Annotated in this window: 22 protein-coding genes; 8 read left to right on the forward strand and 14 right to left on the reverse strand. The window is 64.4% G+C overall.

Annotated elements, in window-relative coordinates; translation table 11 throughout:
* The first annotated feature begins 130 nt into the window (after positions 1-130).
* The 3 genes from AWB75_RS09650 to AWB75_RS09660 all read left to right on the forward strand — a co-directional run bounded on the left by AWB75_RS09650 (position 131) and on the right by AWB75_RS09660 (position 2,163).
* Positions 131-655 (forward strand): gamma carbonic anhydrase family protein, encoded by a 525-nt coding sequence (locus AWB75_RS09650; protein WP_061123873.1) that lies wholly within the window; start codon positions 131-133, stop codon positions 653-655.
* Between the two features lie 42 nt (positions 656-697).
* The gene (hslO, locus tag AWB75_RS09655) at positions 698-1,648 is read left to right on the forward strand and encodes an Hsp33 family molecular chaperone HslO (RefSeq protein ID WP_061123874.1); all 951 of its coding nucleotides are present in this window, start codon (positions 698-700) and stop codon (positions 1,646-1,648) included.
* 164 nt (positions 1,649-1,812) lie between these two features.
* Positions 1,813-2,163, forward strand: coding sequence for a hypothetical protein (locus AWB75_RS09660; RefSeq protein WP_061123875.1), 351 nt, complete (start codon positions 1,813-1,815; stop codon positions 2,161-2,163).
* A gap of 85 nt (positions 2,164-2,248) precedes the next feature.
* Here AWB75_RS09660 and ftsB read toward each other — a convergent pair whose 3' ends face one another.
* The 9 genes from ftsB to AWB75_RS09705 all read right to left on the reverse strand — a co-directional run bounded on the left by ftsB (position 2,249) and on the right by AWB75_RS09705 (position 13,234).
* Positions 2,249-2,713, reverse strand: coding sequence for a cell division protein FtsB (gene ftsB, locus AWB75_RS09665; protein WP_061123876.1), 465 nt, complete (start codon positions 2,711-2,713; stop codon positions 2,249-2,251).
* Positions 2,714-2,825: 112 nt separating this feature from the next.
* Positions 2,826-4,109, reverse strand: a complete 1,284-nt coding sequence (gene eno / locus AWB75_RS09670; RefSeq protein ID WP_061123877.1) for a phosphopyruvate hydratase — start codon at positions 4,107-4,109, stop codon at positions 2,826-2,828.
* 247 nt (positions 4,110-4,356) lie between these two features.
* Positions 4,357-5,211, reverse strand: coding sequence for a 3-deoxy-8-phosphooctulonate synthase (gene kdsA, locus AWB75_RS09675; RefSeq protein ID WP_061123878.1), 855 nt, complete (start codon positions 5,209-5,211; stop codon positions 4,357-4,359).
* Positions 5,208-6,902: a CTP synthase gene (locus AWB75_RS09680; RefSeq protein ID WP_061123879.1), complete on the reverse strand. Its 1,695-nt coding sequence runs from the start codon at positions 6,900-6,902 to the stop codon at positions 5,208-5,210. Before AWB75_RS09680 ends, kdsA begins: the two co-directional genes overlap by 4 nt.
* Positions 6,903-7,074: 172 nt before the next feature.
* Positions 7,075-7,896 (reverse strand): alpha/beta fold hydrolase, encoded by an 822-nt coding sequence (locus tag AWB75_RS09685; protein ID WP_061123880.1) that lies wholly within the window; start codon positions 7,894-7,896, stop codon positions 7,075-7,077.
* A gap of 18 nt (positions 7,897-7,914) precedes the next feature.
* Positions 7,915-10,398 carry a ComEC/Rec2 family competence protein gene (locus AWB75_RS09690; RefSeq protein ID WP_061123881.1) on the reverse strand — a complete coding sequence of 828 codons (2,484 nt, stop codon included), beginning with the start codon at positions 10,396-10,398 and terminating at the stop codon, positions 7,915-7,917.
* Positions 10,399-10,450: 52 nt separating this feature from the next.
* Positions 10,451-11,239, reverse strand: a complete 789-nt coding sequence (locus tag AWB75_RS09695; RefSeq protein WP_061123882.1) for a TatD family hydrolase — start codon at positions 11,237-11,239, stop codon at positions 10,451-10,453.
* Between the two features lie 35 nt (positions 11,240-11,274).
* Positions 11,275-11,988 carry a lipoprotein-releasing ABC transporter ATP-binding protein LolD gene (lolD, locus tag AWB75_RS09700; protein ID WP_061123883.1) on the reverse strand — a complete coding sequence of 238 codons (714 nt, stop codon included), beginning with the start codon at positions 11,986-11,988 and terminating at the stop codon, positions 11,275-11,277.
* Complete coding sequence (locus AWB75_RS09705) at positions 11,981-13,234, reverse strand: lipoprotein-releasing ABC transporter permease subunit (RefSeq protein ID WP_061123884.1); 1,254 nt, start codon at positions 13,232-13,234, stop codon at positions 11,981-11,983. Before AWB75_RS09705 ends, lolD begins: the two co-directional genes overlap by 8 nt.
* Before the next feature lie 161 nt (positions 13,235-13,395).
* On the opposite strand from AWB75_RS09705, the gene AWB75_RS09710 reads away from it, so the two are divergent.
* The 5 genes from AWB75_RS09710 (at position 13,396) to AWB75_RS09730 (ending at position 20,021) form a co-directional block, all read left to right on the forward strand.
* Entirely contained in the window at positions 13,396-14,490 is a 1,095-nt protein-coding gene (locus tag AWB75_RS09710; protein WP_061123885.1) for a hypothetical protein, read from the forward strand.
* A gap of 13 nt (positions 14,491-14,503) precedes the next feature.
* On the forward strand, positions 14,504-16,207 hold the full coding sequence (gene recJ / locus AWB75_RS09715) for a single-stranded-DNA-specific exonuclease RecJ (RefSeq protein WP_061123886.1): 1,704 nt from the start codon (positions 14,504-14,506) through the stop codon (positions 16,205-16,207).
* A gap of 82 nt (positions 16,208-16,289) precedes the next feature.
* Positions 16,290-17,394, forward strand: a protein-coding gene (prfB, locus tag AWB75_RS09720; RefSeq protein WP_096031691.1) for a peptide chain release factor 2 whose coding sequence is annotated in 2 segments (ribosomal slippage) — positions 16,290-16,370 and positions 16,372-17,394 — 1,104 coding nt in all. Because the reading frame shifts where the segments join, the coding sequence is not laid out codon by codon here.
* 85 nt (positions 17,395-17,479) lie between these two features.
* Entirely contained in the window at positions 17,480-19,006 is a 1,527-nt protein-coding gene (lysS, locus tag AWB75_RS09725; RefSeq protein ID WP_061124053.1) for a lysine--tRNA ligase, read from the forward strand.
* Between the two features lie 274 nt (positions 19,007-19,280).
* Complete coding sequence (locus tag AWB75_RS09730) at positions 19,281-20,021, forward strand: glycine zipper 2TM domain-containing protein (protein WP_061123887.1); 741 nt, start codon at positions 19,281-19,283, stop codon at positions 20,019-20,021.
* Between the two features lie 82 nt (positions 20,022-20,103).
* On the opposite strand, the gene pssA is transcribed toward AWB75_RS09730, so the two are convergent.
* The 5 genes from pssA to AWB75_RS09755 all read right to left on the reverse strand — a co-directional run bounded on the left by pssA (position 20,104) and on the right by AWB75_RS09755 (position 25,177).
* On the reverse strand, positions 20,104-20,970 hold the full coding sequence (pssA, locus tag AWB75_RS09735; RefSeq protein WP_061123888.1) for a CDP-diacylglycerol--serine O-phosphatidyltransferase: 867 nt from the start codon (positions 20,968-20,970) through the stop codon (positions 20,104-20,106).
* A gap of 13 nt (positions 20,971-20,983) precedes the next feature.
* Entirely contained in the window at positions 20,984-21,628 is a 645-nt protein-coding gene (locus AWB75_RS09740) for a phosphatidylserine decarboxylase (protein ID WP_061123889.1), read from the reverse strand.
* A 105-nt stretch (positions 21,629-21,733) separates the two neighbouring features.
* Entirely contained in the window at positions 21,734-22,750 is a 1,017-nt protein-coding gene (ilvC, locus tag AWB75_RS09745) for a ketol-acid reductoisomerase (protein WP_061123890.1), read from the reverse strand.
* A 63-nt stretch (positions 22,751-22,813) separates the two neighbouring features.
* A complete protein-coding gene (gene ilvN / locus AWB75_RS09750) occupies positions 22,814-23,305 on the reverse strand; it encodes an acetolactate synthase small subunit (RefSeq protein WP_008341906.1) in 492 nt (163 codons plus the stop codon).
* A gap of 108 nt (positions 23,306-23,413) precedes the next feature.
* Complete coding sequence (locus tag AWB75_RS09755; RefSeq protein WP_061123891.1) at positions 23,414-25,177, reverse strand: acetolactate synthase 3 catalytic subunit; 1,764 nt, start codon at positions 25,175-25,177, stop codon at positions 23,414-23,416.
* Positions 25,178-25,181 lie beyond the last annotated feature (4 nt).

The raw sequence follows: 25,181 nt of genomic DNA on the forward strand, positions 1-25,181 counted from the left end.
AGCGTCGCAATCCGCGCAACGATCGTGCGGCGAAATCCGCCGCGCCGCTCCGGCAGGCGCGCATTTTAGCGCCGCCGGCCGCGGCGCGCCTCGCGTCCCATCCTCACGACACCACGCCTCAGGAGACAATGTGGCCATCTATAAACTCGGCGACGACGCCCCCACCATCCACGAAAGCGTGTTTCTCGCGGATACCGCGACCATCATCGGCCGCGTGACGCTCGAGGAAAACGCGAGCGTCTGGCCCGCCGCCGCGCTGCGCGGCGACAACGAGCCGATCGTCGTCGGGCGCGGCAGCAACGTGCAGGAAGGCGCCGTGCTGCATGCGGACCCGGGCTTTCCTCTGACGATCGAAAACGATGTCACCGTCGGCCATCAGGCGATGTTGCACGGCTGCACGATCAAGGAAGGCTCGCTGATCGGCATTCAGGCCGTGGTCTTGAATGGTGCGGTGATCGGCCGCAACTGTCTGGTTGGTGCGGGCGCCGTCGTCACCGAAGGCAAGGTGTTCCCGGACAACACGCTGATTCTCGGCTCGCCCGCGAAGGCCGTGCGGGAAATCGGCGAGGCGGACATCGCCCGCATGCGCGCGGCCACGGCAAGTTACGCCGACCGGCGCGAATACTACAAGGCGCAGCTCGTGCGCATCGGCTGAAGACCCGAAGAACGGGCAAGCCTCAACACCCAAGGAAAAGTTGTGAACGACCAGTTGCAGAAATTCATGTTCAACGCGGCGCCCGTGCGCGGCGAGATCGTTTCGTTGCGCAGCACGTGGCAGGAAGTGCTCGCGCGCCGCGCCTATCCGCAGGCCGTGCGCAATGTGCTCGGCGAGATGATGGCTGCGTGCGCGCTGCTGTCGGCAAATCTCAAATTCGACGGCACGCTCGTCATGCAGATCTACGGCGACGGCCCGGTGAAAATGCTGGTCGTGCAATGCAACTCGAACCTGTCGCTGCGCGCCACGGCGAAGCTCGCCGAAGGCGCGGAAGCCGAGCTCGAAAACGAGATATCGCTCGCCAATCTGCTGAATCGGCACGGCCGGGGCCGCTGCGTCATCACGCTCGATCCCGCCGACAAGAAGCCGGGACAGCAGCCGTATCAGGGCATCGTGCCGCTGTCGGGCGAGCATGGTCCGCTTTCGTCGATGGCTGAAGTGCTCGAGCACTACATGCACCATTCCGAGCAGCTCGACACGCGCCTGTGGCTCGCCGCGGACACGAATCGCGCCGTCGGCATGCTGCTGCAGAAGCTGCCGGGCGACGGCGGCATCGTCCCGCATCCGGGCGAACACGACGCCGACACCTGGCAGCGCGTGTGCCATCTCGGCAGCACGCTTTCGACCGAAGAATTGCTGAAGGAAGAGCCGGAGACGGTTTTCAAGCGCCTCTTCTGGCAGGAGAACGTGCAGCACTTCGAGCCGGCGGCGGCGCGTTTCCAGTGCACATGCTCGCGCGAGAAGGTCGGCGGCATGCTGAAGATGCTCGGCCGTGAAGAAGTCGACGGCGTGCTCGCGGAGCGCGGCGAGGTCGAAGTGCATTGCGAGTTCTGCAACCAGCGCTATGACTTCGACGCCGTCGATGTCGCGCAACTTTTTGTCGCAAAAGAACTCTCACAAGGCGTGAGCCCGGCGCCGGGCCAGCGTCACTGAGCGCGGCGCGAAGCCTTATCCGGCGGAGATGGCGTCGCGTTCATCGCGGCGCCGGAGGCATGGCGGATGATCGTCGCGCCCACCCGCGTCGGGTGTCTCGCGAGACCCGACGCACGCTATGATGAGAGTCTTGCTTAGTTGTCCGACCCGCTGGAGGTCGCAAAATGAAACCCTCGACGTTCAACCGGAATCTCATGTCGTACGTCGCCGGCGCGGCGCTCCTCGCCGGCTGCGCGATGGACCCGCCCGGCCCTTCGCCGATCTATAGCCGTCTGCCGGACACGCCGCCGGCATTGCAACAGGCACTGACGCCGCAACAGCAGATGGAACGCTACAACGCCATCGACAAGCAGGCGCTGAACGAGTCGCAGCAGGCCGCCGCCGCGGGCAATGCCGCGAAGACGATGTCGCAGTTCTATGCGCCGATGCCAGTCTCGGTGTATGGCGGATATTCGAGCGGCGGCTGGGGCGGCCCGTACTGGGGCACGGGCGTCGGATTCGGCACCGCGTGGTAAGCGGGCCGGGCTTACGTCCGCAGAAACAAAAATGGCGCGGTCGATGACCGCGCCATTTTTTATGCAGTTCGATAAAACCGCACCGCTATTGAGCCGCGCCCTGTTGCTTCTTCGCTTCAGCCGCCTTGTCCTTCTGCGCCTTCTTGTCCAGATCGCGCAACTCCTGCTTCGAGCGTGAGACGGGATTCGGCACCACGCGCAGCGGCGCCGCCGAGACCTGACCGCGCGTCGAGCCGTTCATCCCCGGCACATTCGCGGAATTGACCGGTGCGGTGGAATTCGGCGAGACGAACTGCACGAACACCTCGCTGTCCTTCACCATGCCCATTTCATAACGCGCGCGCTCTTCCACGGCGGCAGTGCCGCCTTGCAGGTCCTGCACTTCGCCCTGGACGCGCTCGTTGCGCAATCGCAGGTTCGTGTTCTTCTCCGTCTGCTGCGCAAGCTGCTGCTGCAATTCATGCACGCGCAGCCAGCCGCCATGCCCCCACCAGAGCGGGTATTGGATCGACACCAGCAACAGAATCAGAACGACAGTTACGAGCCGCATTCACGTAGCCGAAATAAGCGCAGCCCGGCGGCCTCGATTGACTTCGAGAACCGTGGGCCGCGGGCTTCAAAAGATGACTTAACGTCCTTTATCGACTAAAGCGGCAAAAGCTTTAGCGCAAGTTGTAGAACGCCGACTTGCCGGGATAGCTTGCGATATCGCCGAGATCTTCTTCGATGCGCAGCAACTGGTTGTACTTCGAGATGCGGTCGCTGCGCGACAGCGAGCCAGTCTTGATCTGGCCAGCGTTGAGGCCGACCGCGATATCCGCGATCGTCGAGTCTTCCGTCTCGCCCGAGCGGTGCGAGATGACCGCCGTGTAACCCGCGCGCTTGGCCATTTCGATTGCCGCGAACGTTTCCGTCAGCGTGCCGATCTGGTTGATCTTGATCAGGATCGAGTTCGCGATGCCCTTCTCGATGCCTTCCTTCAGGATGCGCGTGTTCGTGACGAAGAGATCGTCGCCGACGAGCTGAATCTTCTTGCCGAGCTTGTCGGTCAGAATCTTCCAGCCTTCCCAGTCGCTTTCGTGCATGCCGTCTTCGATCGACACGATCGGGAATTTGTCTGCGAGCGTAGCCAGATAGTCCGCGAATTCGCCCGACGACAGTTGCAGCCCTTCGCCCGCGAGCTGGTACTTGCCGTCGTGATAGAACTCGCTCGCCGCGCAGTCGAGCGCGAGCAGCACGTCTTCACCCGCACGATAGCCAGCCTTCTCGATGGCTTGCAGAATGGTCGACAGGCATTCGTCGTTGCTGCCGAAGTTCGGCGCGAAGCCGCCTTCGTCGCCCACTGCCGTGCTCATGCCGCGATCGGCCAGAATCTTCTTGAGCGCGTGGAACACTTCCGCGCCGCAGCGCAGCGCTTCGCGGAACGTCGGCTGGCTCACCGGCACGATCATGAATTCCTGGATGTCCAGGCTGTTGTTCGCGTGCGCGCCGCCGTTGACGATGTTCATCATCGGCACCGGAAGCTGCATCGCGCCCGAGCCGCCGAAGTAGCGGTACAGCGGCAGGCCGGCTTCTTCAGCGGCGGCCTTGGCGACGGCCATCGAGACGGCGAGCATCGCGTTCGCGCCGAGACGCGATTTATTGTCCGTGCCGTCGAGCTCGAGCAGGGTCTTGTCGAGGAAAGCCTGCTCCGAGGCGTCGAGGCCCATGATGGCTTCGGAAATCTCGGTATTGATGTGTTCGACCGCCTTCAGCACGCCTTTGCCGTTGTAGCGGCCGGCTTCGTCGTCGCGCAGTTCGATGGCTTCGCGCGAACCGGTGGACGCACCCGACGGAACCGCCGCGCGGCCCATCGTGCCCGATTCGAGCAACACGTCGCATTCGACGGTCGGATTGCCTCGCGAATCGAGAATCTCGCGGCCGATGATATCTACGATAGCACTCATGGTTTCCTCAAGAAATGACGATGAATTCTGTCAGTCACAACGAAGCGCGCCGCCTGTTTTTACACTTCGATACACCCTTTCGGCGCGCGCTTCACTGGCTTCGCTCAGACCTTTTCGATGATCGCCGGGTTCAACTCCGGCGCACAGAGCGGTCGTTCGGGACCGGCGATGCGGCCCATGTGACCCGTTGTCGCGACACGGGCGCCGATGATGACGCCCGCATTGCCCTACCTGTTGCTGCCGATGCTCAGTTGAAATCGTTCTCGAGGAACGAGCCGCTTTTCACGGCGCGATCGATCGTGATGAGCGTCGAGAGCAGTGCTTCCATATGATGCAGCGGCACCGCATTCGGGCCGTCCGACTTCGCGCAGGCCGGGTCCGGATGGGTTTCCATGAAGAGACCGGCGACGCCCGTCGCGACCGCCGCGCGCGCGAGCACCGGCACGAATTCGCGCTGGCCGCCCGAGCTCGTGCCCTGCCCGCCCGGCAACTGCACCGAGTGCGTTGCGTCGAACACGACCGGCGCACTGGTTTCGCGCATGATCGCGAGCGAGCGCATGTCGGACACGAGATTGTTATAACCGAACGACACGCCGCGCTCGCACGCCATGAAACGGTCTTCCGACAGCCCCGCTTCGCGCGCGGCGTCACGCGCCTTGTCGATCACGTTCTTCATGTCGTGCGGCGCGAGAAACTGGCCCTTCTTGATGTTCACCGGCTTGCCCGAACGCGCGCACGCGTGGATGAAGTCGGTCTGACGGCACAGGAACGCGGGCGTCTGCAACACATCGACGACCGATGCGACCGCTTCGATTTCCTCTTCCGTGTGCACGTCCGTGAGAACCGGCACGCCAAGCTGCTTCTTCACTTCGCCGAGAATGCGCAGGCCTTCGTCCATGCCGGGGCCGCGAAACGACTTGCCCGAGCTGCGGTTCGCCTTGTCGAACGACGACTTGTAGATGAACGGCACGCCGAGCTTCTGCGTGATTTCCTTCAGCCGCCCGGCGACGTCGATCGTCATTTGCTCCGATTCGACGACGCACGTGCCCGCGATCAGGAAGAACGGCTGGTCGAGACCGGCTTCGAAGTGACACAGCTTCATGCTTGCGCTCCCGCGGTGGCCGCCGCGCGGGCCGGCGTCTTTGCGCCCGCGCCTTCGGCATGCGTGCGCGCCGCTTCGACGAATGCCTTGAACAGCGGATGCCCGTCGCGCGGCGTCGACGTGAACTCGGGGTGGAACTGCACGCCGACGAACCACGGGTGCAGCGACTGCGGCAACTCCATCATTTCGGGCAGATCCTCGCTCGGAGTACGGGCGCTGATGATAAGGCCGCCGGCCTCGAGCTGGGGCACGAAACGGTTATTGACTTCATAACGGTGACGATGACGCTCGTTCACATCCGTGCCGTAGATGCGTCCGGCCATCGTGCCGGGCTTGATCGGGCACTTCTGCGAGCCGAGACGCATCGTGCCGCCGAGATCCGACTCTTCGCTGCGCTTTTCGATGCGGCCCGCGCGGTCGTACCACTCGGTGATGAGCGCGACGACCGGGTTGTTCGTGTCCTGATCGAACTCGGTGCTGTTCGCATCGGCGAGACCGGCGACATCGCGCGCGAATTCGATCACCGCGAGCTGCATGCCGAGGCAGATGCCGAGATACGGCGTCTTCGATTCGCGCGCATAGCGGATCGCCTTGATCTTGCCTTCCGTGCCGCGACGGCCGAAGCCGCCCGGCACCAGCACGGCGTCGAGATGCTTCAGCGCGTCGGTGCCTTCGGCTTCGATCTGCTCCGAATCGATGTACTCGATGTTGACCTTCGTCGACGTATGAATGGCCGCGTGACGCAGCGCTTCGATCAGCGACTTGTACGACTCCGTGAGCTCGACATACTTGCCGACCATGCCGATGGTCACTTCGCTCTTCGGGTTCTCGAGTTTCTGCACGAGGTCCGACCACATCGTCAGGTCGGCAGGCGGCGGCGAGAGCTTCAGCTCTTCGCAGATGATGTCATCGAGATGCTGGTCGTTGAGCATCTGCGGAATCTTGTAGATGCTGTCCGCGTCCCACACGGAGATGACCGCGTCTTCCTGCACGTTCGAGAAGAGGGAAATCTTCTGGCGTTCGTCGTCGGGAATCGGGCGGTCGGCGCGGCACAGGAGCACGTTCGGATAGATACCGATTTCACGCAGCTTCTGCACGCTGTGCTGCGTGGGTTTGGTCTTCAGCTCGCCGGCGGTGGCGATGAACGGCACCAGCGTCAGGTGCACGAAGCACGCGCTGTTGCGGCCCATGCGCAGGCTCATCTGACGCACGGCTTCGAGGAACGGCAGCGATTCGATGTCGCCCACCGTGCCGCCGATCTCGACGATCGCCACGTCCGGCTGGCCACACGTCGCCGCTGCGGCGCCGCGCTCCACGAATGCCTGGATTTCGTTGGTGATGTGCGGAATGACCTGCACCGTCTTGCCGAGATATTCGCCGCGGCGTTCCTTGCGGATCACGGACTCGTAGATCTGGCCGGTGGTGAAGTTGTTGGCCTTGCGCATCTTCGTGCTGATGAAGCGCTCGTAATGGCCGAGGTCGAGGTCGGTCTCCGCACCGTCTTCCGTCACGAACACTTCCCCGTGCTGGAACGGGCTCATCGTGCCGGGGTCGACGTTGATGTAGGGATCGAGCTTGAGGAGAGTGACTTTGAGACCGCGCGATTCGAGGATCGCGGCGAGGGAGGCGGCGGCAATACCCTTGCCAAGGGACGAAACTACGCCGCCGGTGACGAATACATATTTGGTCATCGCTAGATGCTCGCGGGAAAAACGGATTATACCGTAAAGGCAGGTTCCCACGAAGCGCGCGCGCCGCCGGAATTGGCTACAAATGCGCGCTTTTCGGCGCGATTTTTGCGGAACGCGTCACCGGCCGCCCGTCAAGTCCCGCGCGCCTGCTTGCGCCCCTTTGAGCAGAATGTCACAGCGATGCCCGCATCGCTTTCAAGAGGCGCCGCACGGCGCGCGCGGTGTCGATCGGGCGCTCCATCGGGAAGAGATGGCTTCCTTCCATCCAGTCGAAATATTCTCCGGCGATGCGCCGCGTCATGCCGAGGCCCACCTGCCGCACTTCGCGCGACCGTGTCCCTGCGATGAAACCGACCGGCGCCGGCGCGCCGTGCGCAAGCCGCGCGCCGAGCGTATGCGGGAGCGTCCGGTAGATCAGGTATTCGACGTGACGATCGAACGCGAGCGCACGCGCGCCGTTAGCCTGACTCTGCGGAATGCCGAAGTCGATGTAGTCGGACAGCATGCGCTCGTCCCAGCGCGCGAACGCGGGCTTCGCCAGGAAATGCCGCCATGCCTCGTCGCGGCTCGCCCAGCGCGTGCGGCGCTTCTTCGTCGCGGCGGCGGGCGACAGGCGCTCGTCGAGCCCGGTCCATTGCGTGACGCGCAGAAGGCCGCTCTTCCAGCCGGCGATCACCGGCGAGTCGAGCATCACGACGCCCTTCACCCATTGCGGACGCTTCAGCGCCGCCATCATCGACAGATAGCCGCCGAGCGAATGCCCGACGAGCCACACTTTCGGATGATCGCCCCCCGCCTCGCGGCGGTAACGGCTCATGTCGTCGATGAGTTGATCGACGAGATACGGCCAGTCGCGCGTAACCGGAAAGCGTGCGTCATGGCCGAAGCGCTCGATGCTGCGAATGTCGTAATCGTCGGAAAGCTCCGCGAAAATCGTGCGATACGTCGACGCCGGAAAGCCGTTCGCGTGCGAGAAATGGATGATGTCTTTCAAGCGGCTCCTTTACTTTTTCTAGTGATTCATCCAGTAGCGCGCGTGCGTGTCCCGATAGCGCTCGAGCACGACTGCAGAGCCGACGTCGATGCGCGCGGCGCCGTCGTCGTCGCTGCGCGAGAGCGCGATGTCGCGCAGCCCATAGCGCGCGAACACGGTCGGATGCGGATGGTGAAAGCGGTTGCGATAGCCTACCTGAAATATCGCCGCGATCGGCCCGACGGAATCGAGGAAAGGCTCGGTGGACGACGTGCGGCTGCCGTGGTGCGGCACGATCAGCACATCGGCGCGCAACGCGGCGGAATCGCGCGCGATCAGCATGCGTTCGACGTCCGCTTCGATATCCGCCGCAAACAGCGCCGCGCGCCCTGCCGCGCTCGTCACCTTCAGCACGCACGACTGATGGTTCGGCTTGCCGGCGAGCGGCCCCGGCTCCGGCCACAACACGCGGAACTCGACGCCGTCCCACGTCCAGCGCTGCCCGAAAGCGCAGCGCAACGTCTCTGCGCGGCGCGCACGCGCATCGGACCAGAGCGCGTCCTTCGCGGGCAGCGATGCGAGCATCTGCCGCACGGCGATCGACTGCAGCACGGCCGGCGCGCCGCCCGCGTGATCCGAATCGGAATGGCTGATGACGAGCGTATCGAGCGCATACAAGCCCGCCGCTTGCAGATACGGCACGGTGATGCGCTCGCCCGCGTGCGTCGATTCGGGGCCCGGACCGGCATCGAAGAGCAACGCATGCCGCGCGGTTTCGACGACGAGCGCCGAGCCTTGACCGATATCGAGCGCGGTCACGCGAAACGCGCCTTCGGGCGCGGCATGCGACGCGGGCGCGAGAAGCGGCAGCCACGTCAACGGCGCGGCGAAGCGCAGCGGCCAGCCGCGCGGCGCGAGCGCCCACGCGACGCCGACGCACGATGCCGCGAGCGCGAACGTATTGGGCTGCGGCAAAAACCAGAGCGGCGCCGGGACGGCATCGGCCAGGCGCGCAAGTAAATCGATCAGCACGGAGAGCGTCGCGTGCGCGGCGTGGAGCATCGGCGCGTCGAGCGGTGCGGGAAGCAGGAGGCCCGCGAGCGTCGCGGGCGTCACGAGCACGCTGATCCACGGAATCGCGAACGCGTTCGCAAGCGGCCCGAGCAACGGAATCTGCGAGAACCAGTAGACCGTGAGCGGCGCGAGCGCGATCGTCACGGCGTATTGCACGCGCGCGCCCGATGCGACCTGACGCCGCGCGCGTCGCCAGATTCGGTCGATGAACGCAAACGGCCTACGCTTGCGTGGCCGCGCCGGACGCTGCCCGACCTCGCCCGGATCGACGCGATCCCACTGATCGATGTCATCGTCATCCTCTGTCCGCGCCTGCGATTCGACGCGCCCCGCCGACGCGACCGCATGCAGGATCGCCGCGACCGCGCCGAACGACAGCCAGAATCCCGGCGATGTCACCGCCCACGGGTCCGCGATCAGCACGAACGCGAGCGCCCAGAGCAGCACGAGCGATGACGCGGGCCGCCGTCCGCAGAGAAACGCGGCCGCGAAGATCAGCAGCATGCAGAGCGTGCGCTGCGCGGGCACGTTGAATCCGGCGAGCGCGGCATAGAACGCGGCGAACACGGTCGCGCCGACCGCGGCCACTTTCGGCGCGGCGGCGATCAACGGCGCGGGCACGCCTCGCCATCGCACGCGCTTCCAGACGAAGCCCGCGATCAAAGCGGCCAGCCCCGCGACGAAGCCAATATGCAAGCCCGATATCGCGACGAGATGGCTCGTCCCGGTCGCACGCATGAGCGCCCAGTCGGCATCGCTGACGGCGTCCTGCGCGCCCACCGCGAGCGCGACGATGATCCCGCGATGCGGCGCGTCCACGAGCACGCTCTCGATGCGACCGCGCGCGCGGGCACGCAACCGATCGATCATCAGGCGTGGGCCGCTCGCATCGAAAGGCAGACGTTGTGGCGCGCGCGCCGTCGATACAGAACCCGTCGCGCGGATGCCGCGTTCGAGCAAAGTCGCTTCGGCATCGCGCAAGCCGAAGTTCGCGTTGGCGTGCGCGCGCTTCAGGCGCGCGGTCAGCTTCCATCGCTCTCCGGCCCGCAGCTTCATCGGCTCCGGAGACATCCACGACAAGCGCACGATGCGCGGAAAGTGATGCAGACGCGCGCCGTTCGCCTCGACTTCGAAGAGAAAGCGCGCGCCATCGGCTTGCTGCTCGGGAAGGCCGCGCACGAAGCCCGTAAGCTCGATATCGCGTTGCTCGTACTCGACGGGCAATCGCTCGCGCAGCGCAACTTCGGCACGCAAGGCCGCATACGCGAAACCCAATGCGCAAGCCGCAATCGCAAAGCTCGCGGTGCGCACGCGCGGCTTCGTCGCGCCCAGCGTCACTACGGAGGCGAACACAGCGCAGCATGCGATCCATACGACGCCATCCGGCAAGCGCGCCTGTTGCTGCAACCACCAGACGCCCAACGCGAAACCCAGCAGCATCGCCCGCACTTCGTTCCTCTTCGTTCTTCGTAGCGACGCACATCAGCGTCGATCGGAACGATTATGAAGAGGCGAGCGCGAGCCGTGGGAGCGCGGCGTGCGCGTTAGCCGTTGTGCCTAGGGAAAGCGCGTTTTCATCCATGCCGCGCAGTTGCGCGAGCACCTTCGCGATGGCCGCAACCTGGTCCGGCGAATTGCGCCGCTTGTAGAGCCAGGCCGGCGCGATGTCGGGCGCATCGGTTTCGAGCACGATTGCATCGAGCGGAAGTTCGGCCGCCAGCCGGCGAATCTGCCGCGCGCGCTCGAAGGTGAGATTGCCGCCGAAGCCGAGATGCATGCCTTGCGCGATGAACGCCTCGGCCTGCTGAAAACTGCCGTTGAACGCATGCGCGATGCCGCGATGGATATCGTGCACGCGCAGCCCCTTCAGCACCTTGTCCTGCGATTTGCGCACATGGCAGATCACCGGCAGATCGTACTCGCGGGCGAGCTTCAGTTGCTCGCCGTAGAAGAATTGCTGGCGCGCGTCGTCGAGCGTCGGCACGAAGTAATCGAGCCCGATTTCGCCGATGCCGACGAACAACGGATCGTCGAGGCTCGCTTCGATCTCGCGGCGCAAAACATGCAGGTCGTCCTCATGCGCGCCCGGCGTGAAAAGCGGATGGATGCCGAGCGCGTACGCGCCGCCCGCGATGCGATGCGCCAACGCGCGCACCGTGCCGATATTGCCGCGATCGACGCCCGGAATCACGATGCGCGTCACGCCTGCATCGAGCGCCGCATCGGCGACGGCGTCGCGGTCGGCATCGAACTCGCCGGCATCGAGATGACAGTGCGTATCGATCCACATGACGGCCTCCGCGACGCCCGATGCGTTAAACCGCCTTATACCGGCACCGACGGCTCTTCGTGCAGCACGCCGTCGCGCAGACGCATGATGCGGTCGCAGCGCGCGGCGAGATCCGCGTCGTGCGTGACGATCACGAAGCTCGTCTCCAGCGTCTGCGACAGTTCCAGCATCAGATTGAAGACCGTGTCCGCCGTGCCGCCGTCGAGATTGCCGGTCGGTTCGTCGGCGAGCACGCAGGCGGGACGCGTGACCAGCGCGCGCGCGATCGCGACCCGCTGACGCTCGCCGCCCGACAGCGCGCCCGGACGATGCTTCGCGCGATGCCCGATGCCCACGCGCTCCAGCATTTCCTGCGCTTGCCGGCGCGCGTCCTCTTCCGACATGCGGCGGATGCGCAGCGGCATCGCGACATTGTCGAGCGCCGTGAATTCCGGCAGCAGATGATGGAACTGATACACGAAGCCGAGCGCCCGGTTGCGCAGCTCGTTGCGCTCCTTTTCCTTCAGCTCGGTGAACGGCTTGCCGAGCAGCGAGACCTTGCCGGCGCTCGGTTCGTCGAGACCGCCGAGCACGTGCAACAGCGTGCTCTTGCCCGAACCCGACGCGCCGACGATCGCGAGTTTTTCGCCCTTCATCACGTCGAGTTGCGCGTTGTCGAGCACCTGGACGTTGAAGCCGCCCTGCTCGAACGTCTTCGAGATCGCTGAGGCTTGCAGAACTATTTTGCTGGCGGGAATCATGTCACTCATAACGCAGCGCCTCCGCCGGACGAACCTTCGCGCCGCGCCAGCTCGGATAGAGCGTTGCGAGCGACGACAGCACAAACGCGATGATGCCGATCTTGGCCACATCGCCCGGCACGAGCTCGGACGGCAGCTCGCTGATGAAATAAACCGAAGACGGCAGGAACTGCACGTTGAAGAGATGTTCGATCATCGGCACGAGCCACGGAATGCTCCACGCGATGAGACAGCCGAGCGACACCCCGAGCGCCGTGCCGATGAAACCGATCGTTACACCCTGCACCACGAAAATCTTCATGATCGAGCCGGGCTGCGCGCCGAGCGTGCGCAGGATCGCGATATCGGCCTGCTTGTCGGTGACGGTCATCACGAGCGACGAAACCAGATTGAACGCCGCCACCGCGATGATCAGCGTGAGGATGATGAACATCATGCGCTTTTCGATCTGCACGGCGGAGAACCAGGTCTTGTTCTGCTGCGTCCAGTCGCGGATATAGAGATCGCCCGAGAGCGTGCGCGCGAGCCGACGCGCGACTTCGGGCGCGCGCTGCATGTCCTTCAGGCGCAGGCGCACGCCGGTCGGCGCGGGCAAACGGAAGAGCGCTTCGGCGTCCTTGATCGAAATGAGCGCGAGCGTCGAATCGTATTCGTAGTGACCGGACTCGAAGATGCCGACGACCGTGAACTGCTTGAGGCGCGGCATCATCCCGGCCGGCGTGATGGTGCCTTCGGGCGCGACGAGCGTGATCTTGTCGCCGTCCATCACGCCGAGATTGACCGCGAGATCCTTGCCGAGCACGATGCCGAATTCGCCCGGCTTCAGATCCGTGAGCTTGCCCGCGCGCATCTCCTTGCCGATGTCCGACACTTCCGGTTCCAGCGACGGCTCCACGCCGCGCAGCGCGACGCCGCTCACCGCGCCCTGGCGCGTGAGCAGCGCCTGCGCTTCGACATAGGGCGCCGCGCCGGTCACTTCGGGATTCTTGCGCGCTTCCTGCGCGGTCAGTTGCCAGTTCGGCATCGAGCCGGTCGGCGAGAAGATTTCGACGTGCGCGAGCACCGACAGCATCCGGTCGCGCACTTCCTTCTGGAAACCGTTCATGACCGACAGCACGACGATCAGCGCGGCGACGCCGAGCGCGATGCCCGCCATCGACACGAGCGCGATGAAGGAGATGAAGCCGTTACCGGTGGTGCGTTTGCTGGCGCGCGTGTAGCGCCAGCCGATCTGCCATTCGTACGGAAGTTTCAAGCGATTCCTTTTTGCTGCTGTCCCAGCATTGTTGTGCCCCGATGGCGCAATTTTGCGAAAGTTTGCCATACATGGGGCGAACGGGACGCTAGCGAACACGAAAGCGCACCGCTTCGACGCGGGTCGCGGGCGTCGCATCGCTGCAAGCGCTTTGCCCTACAATGCCGAGCATCATGCCTGTTCACCACCTCCATCTCCTGCTGCCGTTCGCCCTGCCCTCGGCCGCGGACGCCGCGACCGCCCTGCACGGACTGGAGAGCGCGGCGCTCGACAAGCTGCTCGCCCGCGCCACCCTCGAGGAGCGCATCGTCGGCGAGGATTTTCAGCGCACGCTGCCGCACGAACGCTGGATCGCACGCCGCTTCAACGCCGTCACGCCCGCCGACCAGCGCTATGCCGACGATGCTCCGCTCGCGCCCTTCATGCTGCTCGCCGACGGCGGCACGCCCGGCGACGCGCTTTGGGCCTGCATCGAGCCGGTGCATGTGCGCATCGCGCACGATCATCTGGTGCTGATCGATCCCGACACGCTCGGCGTGCACACGGAAGAAGCGCGCGCATTGCTTCGCACCGCGCGGCCCGTGATCGAGGAGCTCGGCGTGCAACTGCAGGCGCCGACGCCGCTGCGCTGGTACGTGTCCGGCGAAGCGCTCGGCGCGCTCGCGGGCGCATCGCCGTTGCGCGCGACGGGCCGCAACATCGAAATCTGGCTGCCGCACGAAGCCCGCACCGGCGAGCGCTCGCGCGCGTGGATGAAGCTGCAGAACGAAGTGCAGATGGCGTGGTTCGAGCATCCGCTGAATCTCGAGCGCGAAGCGCGCGGGCTGCCCGCGATCAACTCGATCTGGCTGCACGGGCAAGGCCTGCTGCGGCCCGTCAGGAGCCCGTTCACGCACGTCATGTCCGACGCCGCCGCGACACGCGGACTCGCGATCGCGGCGGGCATCAGGCCATCGCCGCCGCCCGAATCGTTCGCGGCGCTCTCGGGCAGCCTGACCGAAGGCAGCACGCTCATCGAGCTGAATCCGTTTTCCGCGCCGTTCATCGAGCAGGACTGGGCGCGCTGGAACGACTCGCTGAAATCGCTCGAAGCCGCGTGGTTCGCCCCCGCGCTGCAAGCGCTCACCGATGGCGCGCTCGGCCGACTGAATCTCACGCTCTGCGGCGACTCCGGCTCGGTCACGCTCTCCGTCACGCGCTCGGACTTGCGCAAATTCTGGCGGCGCAGGCCAATCGCCGCGCTTTTAATCGAATAAGGTTGCTTCCAGCATGACGCGAATCGTCACCCGCGCCTCCTCTCCCGCCGATGCCGAAGCGCTGATGCGCCACGGCCTGCATCCCGTCATCGCGCGTCTGTATGCGGCGCGCGGCGTGACTTCCCCCGATGAAATCGAAACCGAGTTCAAGCGCCTGCACGCGCCCGCCGGCCTGAAGGGCTGCGACGACGCCGCCATCGTGCTCGCGGACGCGCTCGCCGCGGGCAAGCGCATGCTCGTCGTCGCGGACTACGACTGCGACGGCGCGACCGCGTGCGCGGTGGCCGTGCGGGGCTTGCGCATGTTCGGCGCGACCATCGACTATCTGGTGCCGAACCGCTTCGAATACGGCTACGGGCTCACGCCGGAGATCGTCGAGCTGGCCGCGCGCGCGCCGCGGGGCCTGCCCGATCTGCTGATCACGGTCGATAACGGCATCGCGAGCGTCGATGGCGTCGCCGCGGCGAACGCGCTCGGCATCGACGTGCTCGTCACGGATCATCACCTTCCCGGCGACGAATTGCCAGCCGCGCGCGCGATCGTCAATCCGAACCAGCCGGGCTGCGCGTTCCCGAGCAAGTGCATCGCGGGCGTGGGCGTGATGTTCTATGTGCTGCTCGCGTTGCGCGCGGAGTTGCGTCGCCGGGGCGCGTATGCCGATGGCACGCCCGAACCGCGCCTCGACGGCCTGCTCGATCTCGTCGCGCTCGGCACCGTCGCCGATGTCGTGAAGCTCGATTGCAACAACCGCATTCTCGTCGCGCAGGGTTTGAAGCGGATTCGCTCGGGGCGCATGCAGCCGGGCATCGCGGCCCTCTTCCGCGCCGCCGCCCGCGATGCGCGCGCCGCATCCGGCTTCGATCTCGGCTTCGCGCTCGGTCCGCGCCTGAACGCGGCGGGCCGTCTTTCGGACATGTCGCTCGGCATCGAATGCCTGACCACTGACGACGTCGGCCGTGCGTGGGAGCTCGCGCAGCAACTCGATTCGATGAACCGCGAACGGCGCGAAATCGAAGCCGGCATGCAGCAGCAGGCGCTCGCCGAACTGCAGACTTTCGATTGCGGCGAGCGCGCGACGCTCACGCTTTACGACGCGAGCTGGCATCAGGGCGTGATCGGCATCGTCGCGGGGCGGCTGAAGGAGCGGTTTCATCGGCCGTCGTTTACGTTCGCGCACGCCGACGATAGCGGCGCGCTTTGCAAGGGCTCGGGCCGCTCGATTCCCGGCTTCCATCTGCGCGATGCGGTCGATCTCATCAGCAAGCGCGAGCCCGGCCTGATCCACAAGTTCGGCGGCCACGCGATGGCCGCGGGCCTGACGCTCGCCACCGCCGACATTGCGCGCTTCACGCAAGCGTTCGAAACCGTCGGCCGCGAGTGGCTCACGGCGGAAGCGCTCGCGCGCACCGTCGAAACCGATGGCGAGCTCGAAGATGCGTACTTCACGCCGCAATTCGTCGAGATGCTGGACGCCGCGGTATGGGGTCAGGGCTTTCCCGCGCCCACATTTTCCGGCGAGTTCGAAGTCGCGTCGCAGGCGCTCGTGAAGGACAAGCATCTGAAACTGTCGCTGTTGCGCGGACGTCAGCGCTTCAACGCGATCTGGTTCAATCACGTCGATCCGCTGCCGCCGCGCGCGACCGTCGCGTACCGGCTCGTCAGCGATTCGTGGAACGGGGTCGCGCGGGTGCAGTTGATCGTCGAGCACGCGGGCTGAGGGCGTCCGGCGGCCGGTCCGGCGCGGGGAAACCCGGTCATTCGGCTATAATTTCATCTTTTTACGAAGCCGAAGATCGACAATGGAAGCGGAACGTCTCAACGCGATCGAAAGCCTTCTGGCCGACCTGCGCCGCCGCGCGGGCGAGCTACGGGGGTATCTTTGACTACGACGCCAAGTCCGCGCGTCTAGTCGAAGTCAATAAGGAACTCGAAGACCCGAACGTCTGGAACGATTCGAAGAACGCGCAGGCGCTCGGTCGCGAGAAAAAGCTGCTCGACGGCGTGGTGTCCACGCTCACCGCCCTCGACACCGATCTGCGCGACGCGAGCGATCTGTTCGACATGGCGCGCGAGGAAAACGACGAGGACACGCTCGTCGCATGCGAATCGGACGCCGATGCCTTGCGCGCGCGCGTCGAGGACATGGAATTCCGCCGGATGTTCTCCAACCCGGCCGACCCGAACAACTGCTTCATCGACATTCAGGCGGGCGCGGGCGGCACCGAGGCGTGCGACTGGGCCTCCATGCTGCTGCGCCAGTACTTGCGCTATTGCGAGCGCAAAGGCTTCAAGACCGAAGTGCTCGAAGAATCCGAAGGCGACGTCGCCGGCATCAAAAGCGCGACCATCAAGGTCGAAGGCGAATACGCGTACGGCTATCTGCGCACCGAAACCGGCATTCACCGCCTCGTGCGCAAGTCCCCGTTCGATTCGTCGGGCGGCCGCCATACGTCGTTCTCTTCGGTGTTCGTGTATCCGGAAATCGACGACTCGATCGAGATCGAAATCAATCCCGCCGATGTCCGCACGGATACGTATCGCGCATCGGGCGCGGGCGGTCAGCACATCAACAAGACGGACTCCGCCGTGCGTCTCACGCACGCGCCGACCGGCATCGTCGTGCAGTGCCAGAACGACCGCTCACAGCACCGCAACCGCGCCGAAGCCATGCAGATGCTGAAAGCGCGTCTCTACGAATTCGAGATGCGCAAGCGCCAGGCCGAACAGGACAAGCTCGAATCGAGCAAGACCGACGTGGGCTGGGGCCATCAGATCCGCTCTTACGTGCTCGACCAGAGCCGCGTGAAGGACTTGCGCACCAACGTCGAAATGAGCAACACGCGCGCCGTGCTCGACGGCGACCTCGACGACTTCATCGGCGCGAGTCTGAAACAGGGCGTTTGATGTCTTGCAGCGGCGCGGCCTTCCGGTCGCGCCGCTTTCGTTTCATTCCGCCGCGCATTCTCCGTATCTCAGCCCAAGAATCATCATGACCGAACCGACTCAACCGGGCGCTGCTCCCGAACTGGAAGAGAACCAGATCATCGCGGAGCGCCGCGACAAGCTGCGCGCGCTGCGCGAGCAAGGCGTCGCCTTTCCGAACGACTTCCGCCCGACGCATCAGGCCGCCGCGCTTCAAAGCGATTACGCCGACACCGACAAGGACGCGCTCGAAGCGAATCCCCTGCCCGTCGCGATCGCGGGCCGGATGATGCTCAAGCGCGTGATGGGCAAGGCGAGCTTCGCGACCGTTCAGGACGGCAGTGGCCAGATCCAGTTCTTCGTGACGCCCGCGGATGTCGGCGCCGAAACCTACGACGCGTTCAAGAAGTGGGATCTGGGCGACATCATCGCCGCGAAGGGCGTGCTCTTTCGCACGAACAAGGGCGAGCTGTCGGTGCGCTGCACGGAATTGCGGCTGCTCTCGAAGGCGCTGCGTCCGCTGCCGGACAAGTTCCACGGCCTCGCCGATCAGGAAACGCGCTATCGCCAGCGCTATGTCGATCTGATCGTCACGCCGGAATCGCGCAAGACGTTCATGGCGCGCACCAAGGCTGTCACGTCGATCCGCAATTTCATGTCGCAGGCGAACTTCATGGAAGTCGAAACGCCGATGCTGCACCCGATTCCGGGCGGGGCGGCGGCCAAGCCTTTCACGACGCACCACAACGCGCTCGACATGCAGATGTTCCTGCGCATTGCGCCTGAGCTTTATCTGAAGCGCCTGATCGTCGGCGGCTTCGAGCGCGTGTTCGAGATCAATCGCAATTTCCGGAACGAAGGCGTATCGCCGCGTCACAACCCGGAATTCACGATGATGGAGTTCTACGCCGCGTACACCGACTATCGCTGGCTGATGGACTTCACCGAATCGCTGATCCGTCAGGCCGCGATCGATGCGCTCGGCACCGCCGTCATCACGTATCAGGGGCGCGAGCTCGATCTTTCGAAGCCGTTCCATCGTCTGACGATCAGTCAGGCCATCCAGAAGTACGCGCCGCAATACACCGACGGGCAGTTGTCCGATGCGGCGTTCCTGCGCACGGAACTGAAGAAGTTTTGCGTCGATACGACGCAGCCCGCTTTCCTGAACGCAGGTCTCGGTTCGCTGCAGCTCGCGCTGTTCGAAGAGACAGCGGAATCGCAACTATGGGAGCCGACGTATATCGTCGATTACCCGATTGAAGTGTCGCCGCTCGCGCGCGCATCGGACTCGGTGCCGGGCATCACGGAGCGTTTCGAACTCTTCATCACGGGCCGCGAGATCGCCAACGGCTTCTCGGAGCTGAACGATCCGGAAGATCAGGCCGCGCGCTTCCAGAAGCAGGTCGATCAGAAAGACGCGGGCGACGAAGAAGCGATGTACTTCGACGCCGACTACATCCGCGCGCTCGAGTACGGCATGCCGCCGACGGGCGGATGCGGCATCGGCATCGACCGTCTGGTGATGCTTTTGACCGATAGCCCGAGCATCCGCGATGTGATTCTGTTCCCGCATCTGCGTCGGGAAGACTGATTTAGCTGCTTTGGCGGCGGAGATGAGCGCGTCCTGCGGGGCGCGCTTTTTTTCGTCTTCCTTGTAAGCGCTGGTAAATATTCCAAAGCCTGCGATGGACGTGCGCGTCGACAGCGCCTGCCGACGCGACTGGCACCGGTTCTGCTTTCGTCGAAACACGACGCGTCTGCGAATTTGTTACAACCCGAAAAAGCGCGATTTCCCGGTTTCACCGAGAATGGGTCGTAGCTGCCGACGTCGGCAGCGGAATTCGCCTCGAAACGGAGGTTCGACAATGGATAACGGAACCAACAAACTCAGCACGTCGCCTGCTTCTGGCGGCGCTGCTCAACCGCGGCAACGGCGGTTGCATCCGCTCATCGCGACGGCGGCGGGCGCGGTCATCGTCGCGAGCCTCGTAGCGACCGCTGCGATGACAGGACTATTCCCGAAGGCGTCGAGCAATGCCGCGCAGAATCCGCAAACGCAGAGCGCGGCGGTCGCGCAACAACCCGCGGTGAACTCTGTCGCGCCGAGCCCGGCGCAACCGACCGCGGCGCAGCAGCAAGCCGCTCAGCAGGCAGCCGCCCAGCAGCAGGCTGCGGCACAGCAGGCCGCTCAGCAACAAGCCCAGCAAGCGCCGGCGCAGCCGCAACCCGCGCAACCATCGTATGCGCAGCAAGCGCCGCAGCATCCGGCGTATTGTTCGACCTGCGGCACCGTCGAGGCGATTTCCGCCGTAAAGCATGAAGGTCACGGGACGGGGATCGGTGCGGTCGGCGGCGCGGTGGCGGGCGGTGTCGTCGGCAATCAGTTCGGGCGCGGCGGCGGCCGGACCGCGATGACTTTGCTCGGCGCGCTCGGCGGCGGTCTCGCGGGCAATTCGGTCGAGAAACATATCCGCAGCGAAACCGATTACTCCGTGCACGTGCGGATGGAAAACGGCAAGACGCGCACCTTCACGTACAAAAACCCGCCGCCGTTCCAGCAAGGCGAGCGCGTGCATATTTCGAACGGCACGCTCGTCGCGGGCTAAGCGTTAGTCGGCAGCAAAAAAGGCGGCGAGCCGTGTAGCTCGTCGCCTTTTTCGTGTGCGCAATAGACGCGTGAGATAAAAACTAATGATCCCGCTGTGAGCTTCTCGCCGGATTCGGCCTGCCGCGCGCCGCCAGATACGCCCACCAGATATAGCCCGAAAAGCCGTACAGCACGAACAGGCAAAACAGCATGACGGGAGGATCGGACGACACCAGCACGAACGCCACGACGATCAGCAGCACGCCCGCGAACGGCACGCGGTAACGCACGTCGAGCGCCTTGCCGCTGTAGAACGGGGCGTTCGATACCATCGTCACGCCGGCGTAAATCGTCAGCGCGAACGCGACCCAGGGCAGCCACACGAGCTTGAGCGGCACACGGTTATCGGTCGCGAGCCAGACGAAACCGGCGATCAGCGCCGCCGCAGCCGGCGACGGCAAGCCTTGGAAATAGCGCTTGTCGACCACGCCGACGTTCGTGTTGAAACGCGCGAGCCGCAGCGCCGCGCCCGAGCAATAGACGAACGCCGCGAGCCAGCCCCAGCGCCCGAGATCCTTCAGCACCCATTCGTACATCACGAGCGCGGGCGCCACCCCGAACGACACCATGTCGGAGAGACTGTCGAACTGCTCGCCGAACGCGCTCTGCGTGTGCGTCATGCGCGCGACGCGTCCGTCCATGCCGTCGAGCACCATCGCGACGAAAATGGCGATGGCCGCGATCTCGAAACGCACGTTCATCGCCTGAACGACGGCGAAAAAGCCGCAGAACAGCGCGGCCGTGGTGAACGCATTCGGCAGCAGATAAATGCCGCGCTTCTTCAAAAACTGCTGCCGCTTCGCGCGCCGCGTCTCGACGACGCCCACGTCCTGCGCGGCCTTGTTACGTCGGAACGCGCGTGGCGATGCGCCGTTCACGCGGGTACGGCGCGGTTTGAATGCCGCCATCGAGACCTCCGCGTTATTCCGCGAACTCGGCGAGGATCGTCGACGAAGCCGAAACCTTTTCGCCGATCGACACACGCGGACGGCTGCCCACCGGCAGATACACGTCGACACGCGAACCAAAGCGGATGAAGCCGTAGCGCTGGCCGCGCGTGAGCGGTTCGCCGACGTGCACGTAGCAGAGAATGCGTCGCGCGATCAGTCCGGCGATCTGCACGGACGTCACGGTGTGCCCGGCCGCCGTCTGCAGCACGACCGCGTTGCGCTCGTTCTCGGTCGATGCTTTATCGACGGCCGCATTCAGATAGGCGCCCGGAAAGTACTGCACCTTCGTGATCGCGCCGTCCACCGGCGAGCGCTGCGAGTGCACGTTGAATACGTTCATGAACACGCTGATCTTGAGCGCATCGCGGTCGGCGTAGGGATCGCGCGTGGTTTCGACCGCGACGATGCGCCCGTCGGCCGGACACAGCACGGCGTTCGCCTGAGCGGGAATCGGGCGGGCCGGATCGCGGAAGAACTGGACGATGAAAATCACGATCAGCCAGAAGATCCAGGCGAAGCCGAAGCCGCCCAGCGCTTGCACGAGGATGGCCACGACTGCCGCGATGGCGATGAACGGCCAGCCTTCGCGGGCAATGATCGGATGAGGATAGTTCATGAACGAGTTCTGTGTTTTTAAAAACCGTAGGATAGCAAAAGCCGCCCGGCGCGCAGCGCAACCGGGCGGCTTTCGATCAAGCAAAAAGCGTGACGGACGAAAGATTTAGTTCTTCGACTGGTCGACGAGCTTGTTCTTCGCGATCCACGGCATCATCGCGCGCAGCTTCTCGCCGACTTGCTCGATCTGATGCTCGGACGTCAGACGGCGGCGCGATTGCAGCGTCGGCGCCCCGGCGCGGTTCTCGATGATGAAGCTTTTCGCGTATTCGCCGGTCTGGATGTCCTTCAGCACGGCCTTCATCGCCTTCTTCGTCTCTTCCGTGACGATGCGCGGACCCGTCACGTATTCGCCGTATTCGGCGTTGTTCGAGATCGAGTAGTTCATGTTGGCGATGCCGCCTTCATAGATCAGATCGACGATCAGCTTCAGTTCGTGCAGGCACTCGAAGTACGCCATTTCCGGCGCATAGCCCGCTTCCACCAGCGTTTCAAAGCCGGCCTTGATCAGGTCGACCGTGCCGCCGCACAGAACCGCCTGCTCGCCGAACAGATCGGTTTCGGTTTCTTCACGGAAGTTCGTTTCGATGATGCCCGCGCGGCCGCCGCCGTTGGCCACCGCGTACGACAGCGCCACGTCGCGCGCCGAGCCGGTCTTGTCCTGCGCGACCGCGATCAGGTGCGGCACGCCGCCGCCCTGGCTGTACGTGTTGCGCACGGTGTGGCCCGGCGCCTTCGGCGCGATCATGATGACATCCAGATCCGCGCGCGGGATCACCTGGCCGTAGTGCACGTTGAAGCCGTGCGCGAACGCGAGCGCCGCGCCCTGCTTGGCGTTGTCATGCACTTCCTTCTTGTAGACCTCGGCGATCTGCTCGTCGGGCAGCAGCATCATGACGACGTCGGCGCCCTTCACGGCTTCGGCCACTTCCTTGACCTTCAGGCCCGCGTTCTCGGCCTTGCTCCACGATGCGCCGCCCTTGCGCAGGCCCACCGTCACGTTCACGCCGCTGTCTTTCAGGTTGAGCGCGTGCGCATGGCCTTGCGAGCCATAGCCGATGATGGTGACTTGCTTGCCCTTGATGAGGGAGAGGTCGGCGTCCTTGTCGTAGAAAACTTTCATGGTGGTTCCTTGAGTCTTGAAAAATGAGGGCTACTTCCGCGCTGCGGAGGAAAGAATCGCTGCTTAAACCTTGAGAATCCGCTCGCCCCGGCCGATGCCGGAACTGCCCGTGCGAACCGTTTCGAGGATCGCCGTGGCGTCGAGCGCCTGGATGAACGCGTCGAGCTTGTCGGACGCGCCCGTCAGTTCCATCGTGTAGGTCTTCTCGGTCACGTCGATGATGCGGCCGCGGAAGATATCCGCCATGCGCTTCATCTCTTCGCGTTCCTTGCCGACCGCCCTTACCTTGATGAGCATCAGCTCGCGCTCGATGTGGGCGCCCTCTGTCAGGTCGACCACTTTCACCACCTCGATCAGGCGGTTCAGGTGCTTCGTGATCTGTTCGATCACGTCGTCCGAGCCAATCGAGACGATGGTCAGCCGCGACAGCGAACTGTCTTCGGTCGGCGCCACCGTCAGCGTTTCGATGTTATAGCCGCGTGCCGAAAAGAGCCCGACGACGCGCGATAACGCGCCCGGTTCGTTTTCCAGCAGCACGGAGATGATGTGTTTCATGTTCGTGTTTCCCGATTGATGTCCAGAATGGAATCGTCCGAAAAACCCGCGCGCCGCACTGTCCTTTGTGAAGACAGGCGCGTGCGAGCCTCGCGTGACGAGCCCGCGTTACAGATCTTCCGAGCCGAGCAGCATTTCCGTGATGCCTTTGCCTGCCTGCACCATCGGGAATACGTTTTCGGTGGGATCGGTCTGGAAGTCGAGAAATACGGTGCGGTCCTTGAGACGCAGCGCTTCCTTCAGCGCCGGCTCGACGTCCGCGGTCTTTTCGACACGAATGCCGACATGGCCATACGCCTCGGCCAGCTTCACGAAGTCGGGCAGCGCGTCCATGTACGAACTGGAATAGCGCTTCTTGTACTCGATCTGCTGCCACTGGCGCACCATGCCCAGATAGCGGTTGTTCAGCGAAATGATCTTGACGGGCGTGTTGTACTGCTTGCACGTCGAGAGTTCCTGAATGCACATCTGGATGGAGCCTTCGCCGGTGATGCAGACCACTTCGTCGTCCGGATACGCCATCTTCACGCCCATCGCGGCGGGCAGGCCGAAGCCCATCGTGCCGAGGCCGCCCGAGTTGATCCAGCGGCGCGGCTTGTTGAACGGATAGAACTGCGCCGCCCACATCTGATGCTGGCCGACGTCCGAGCAGACGAACGCGTTGCCGTCGGTGAGCTCCCAGAGCTTTTCGACGACGTACTGCGGCTTGATGATCTCGCTCTTGCGATCGTAAGAGAGGCAGTCCTTCGAGCGCCAGCCTTCGATCTCGTCCCACCAGCTCTTGAGCGCCTGCGTGTCCGGGCCGTGTTCGGCGTGCTGAAGCTGCTCGATGAGTTCCTTCAGCACTTCCTTCACGTCGCCGACGATGGGAATGTCGACCTTCACGCGCTTGGAAATGGACGACGGATCGACGTCGATATGAATGATCTTGCGCGGCGACGACGCGAAGTGCTTCGGATCGCCGATCACGCGGTCGTCGAAGCGCGCGCCGATGGCGATCAGCACGTCGCAGTTCTGCATCGCCATGTTGGCTTCGTACGTGCCGTGCATGCCGAGCATGCCGAGGAATTTCTTGTCGGACGCGCGGTAGCCGCCGAGGCCCATCAGCGTATTGGTGACGGGATAGCCAAGCAGGTCGGCGAATTGGTTCAGCTCGCGCGAGGCGTCCGCCAGAATGATGCCGCCGCCGGTGTAGATGTACGGGCGCTTCGCGGAAAGCAGCAGTTGCACCGCCTTGCGGATCTGGCCCGAATGGCCTTTCGTGACCGGGTTGTACGAACGCAGCGACACGCTCTTGATCGGTTCGTACTTGCACGGCGCCTTCGACACGTCCTTCGGAATGTCGATGAGAACCGGGCCGGGCCGGCCGGTGCGCGCGATGTAGAACGCCTTCTTGACGGTGGCGGCAAGGTCGCGCACATCCTTCACGAGGAAGTTGTGCTTCACGCAAGGCCGTGTGATGCCGACGGTGTCGCACTCCTGGAACGCGTCGAGCCCGATGGCCGCGGTCGGAACCTGCCCGCTGATGACGACGAGCGGAATCGAATCCATGTAGGCCGTGGCGATGCCGGTGACGGCATTGGTGACGCCTGGGCCGGAGGTCACGAGACACACGCCCACTTTGCCGGTCGAGCGCGAATACGCGTCGGCGGCGTGCACGGCGGCCTGCTCGTGGCGCACGAGAATGTGCTGAATCTGGTCCTGCTTGTACAGCTCGTCGTAGATGTAAAGTACCGAGCCGCCGGGATAGCCCCAGATGAATTCGACGTCTTCGTCCGCGAGCGCGCGCATGAGCACGGTCCCGCCGATGGAATCGGCTTCATGAGGAGGAGTGGTGTCCGACGTGGAGAATTCCGCGCTAGGCATGTTCATTCAT

Source organism: Caballeronia catudaia (genome assembly GCF_001544755.2).
GTDB lineage: Bacteria > Pseudomonadota > Gammaproteobacteria > Burkholderiales > Burkholderiaceae > Caballeronia > Caballeronia catudaia.

What these genes read in the sequence shown, in the direction of transcription:
- AWB75_RS09660 (WP_061123875.1), top strand. Translation starts at nt 1,813, where the DNA reads ATGAAACCCTCGACGTTCAACCGGAATCTCATGTCGTACGTCGCCGGC.
- ftsB (WP_061123876.1), bottom strand. Translation starts at nt 2,713, where the DNA reads ATGCGGCTCGTAACTGTCGTTCTGATTCTGTTGCTGGTGTCGATCCAA.
- eno (WP_061123877.1), bottom strand. Translation starts at nt 4,109, where the DNA reads ATGAGTGCTATCGTAGATATCATCGGCCGCGAGATTCTCGATTCGCGA.
- kdsA (WP_061123878.1), bottom strand. Translation starts at nt 5,211, where the DNA reads ATGAAGCTGTGTCACTTCGAAGCCGGTCTCGACCAGCCGTTCTTCCTG.
- AWB75_RS09680 (WP_061123879.1), bottom strand. Translation starts at nt 6,902, where the DNA reads ATGACCAAATATGTATTCGTCACCGGCGGCGTAGTTTCGTCCCTTGGC.
- AWB75_RS09695 (WP_061123882.1), bottom strand. Translation starts at nt 11,239, where the DNA reads ATGTGGATCGATACGCACTGTCATCTCGATGCCGGCGAGTTCGATGCC.
- lolD (WP_061123883.1), bottom strand. Translation starts at nt 11,988, where the DNA reads ATGAGTGACATGATTCCCGCCAGCAAAATAGTTCTGCAAGCCTCAGCG.
- AWB75_RS09710 (WP_061123885.1), top strand. Translation starts at nt 13,396, where the DNA reads ATGCCGAGCATCATGCCTGTTCACCACCTCCATCTCCTGCTGCCGTTC.
- recJ (WP_061123886.1), top strand. Translation starts at nt 14,504, where the DNA reads ATGACGCGAATCGTCACCCGCGCCTCCTCTCCCGCCGATGCCGAAGCG.
- lysS (WP_061124053.1), top strand. Translation starts at nt 17,480, where the DNA reads ATGACCGAACCGACTCAACCGGGCGCTGCTCCCGAACTGGAAGAGAAC.
- AWB75_RS09730 (WP_061123887.1), top strand. Translation starts at nt 19,281, where the DNA reads ATGGATAACGGAACCAACAAACTCAGCACGTCGCCTGCTTCTGGCGGC.
- pssA (WP_061123888.1), bottom strand. Translation starts at nt 20,970, where the DNA reads ATGGCGGCATTCAAACCGCGCCGTACCCGCGTGAACGGCGCATCGCCA.
- AWB75_RS09740 (WP_061123889.1), bottom strand. Translation starts at nt 21,628, where the DNA reads ATGAACTATCCTCATCCGATCATTGCCCGCGAAGGCTGGCCGTTCATC.
- ilvC (WP_061123890.1), bottom strand. Translation starts at nt 22,750, where the DNA reads ATGAAAGTTTTCTACGACAAGGACGCCGACCTCTCCCTCATCAAGGGC.
- ilvN (WP_008341906.1), bottom strand. Translation starts at nt 23,305, where the DNA reads ATGAAACACATCATCTCCGTGCTGCTGGAAAACGAACCGGGCGCGTTA.
- AWB75_RS09755 (WP_061123891.1), bottom strand. Translation starts at nt 25,177, where the DNA reads ATGAACATGCCTAGCGCGGAATTCTCCACGTCGGACACCACTCCTCCT.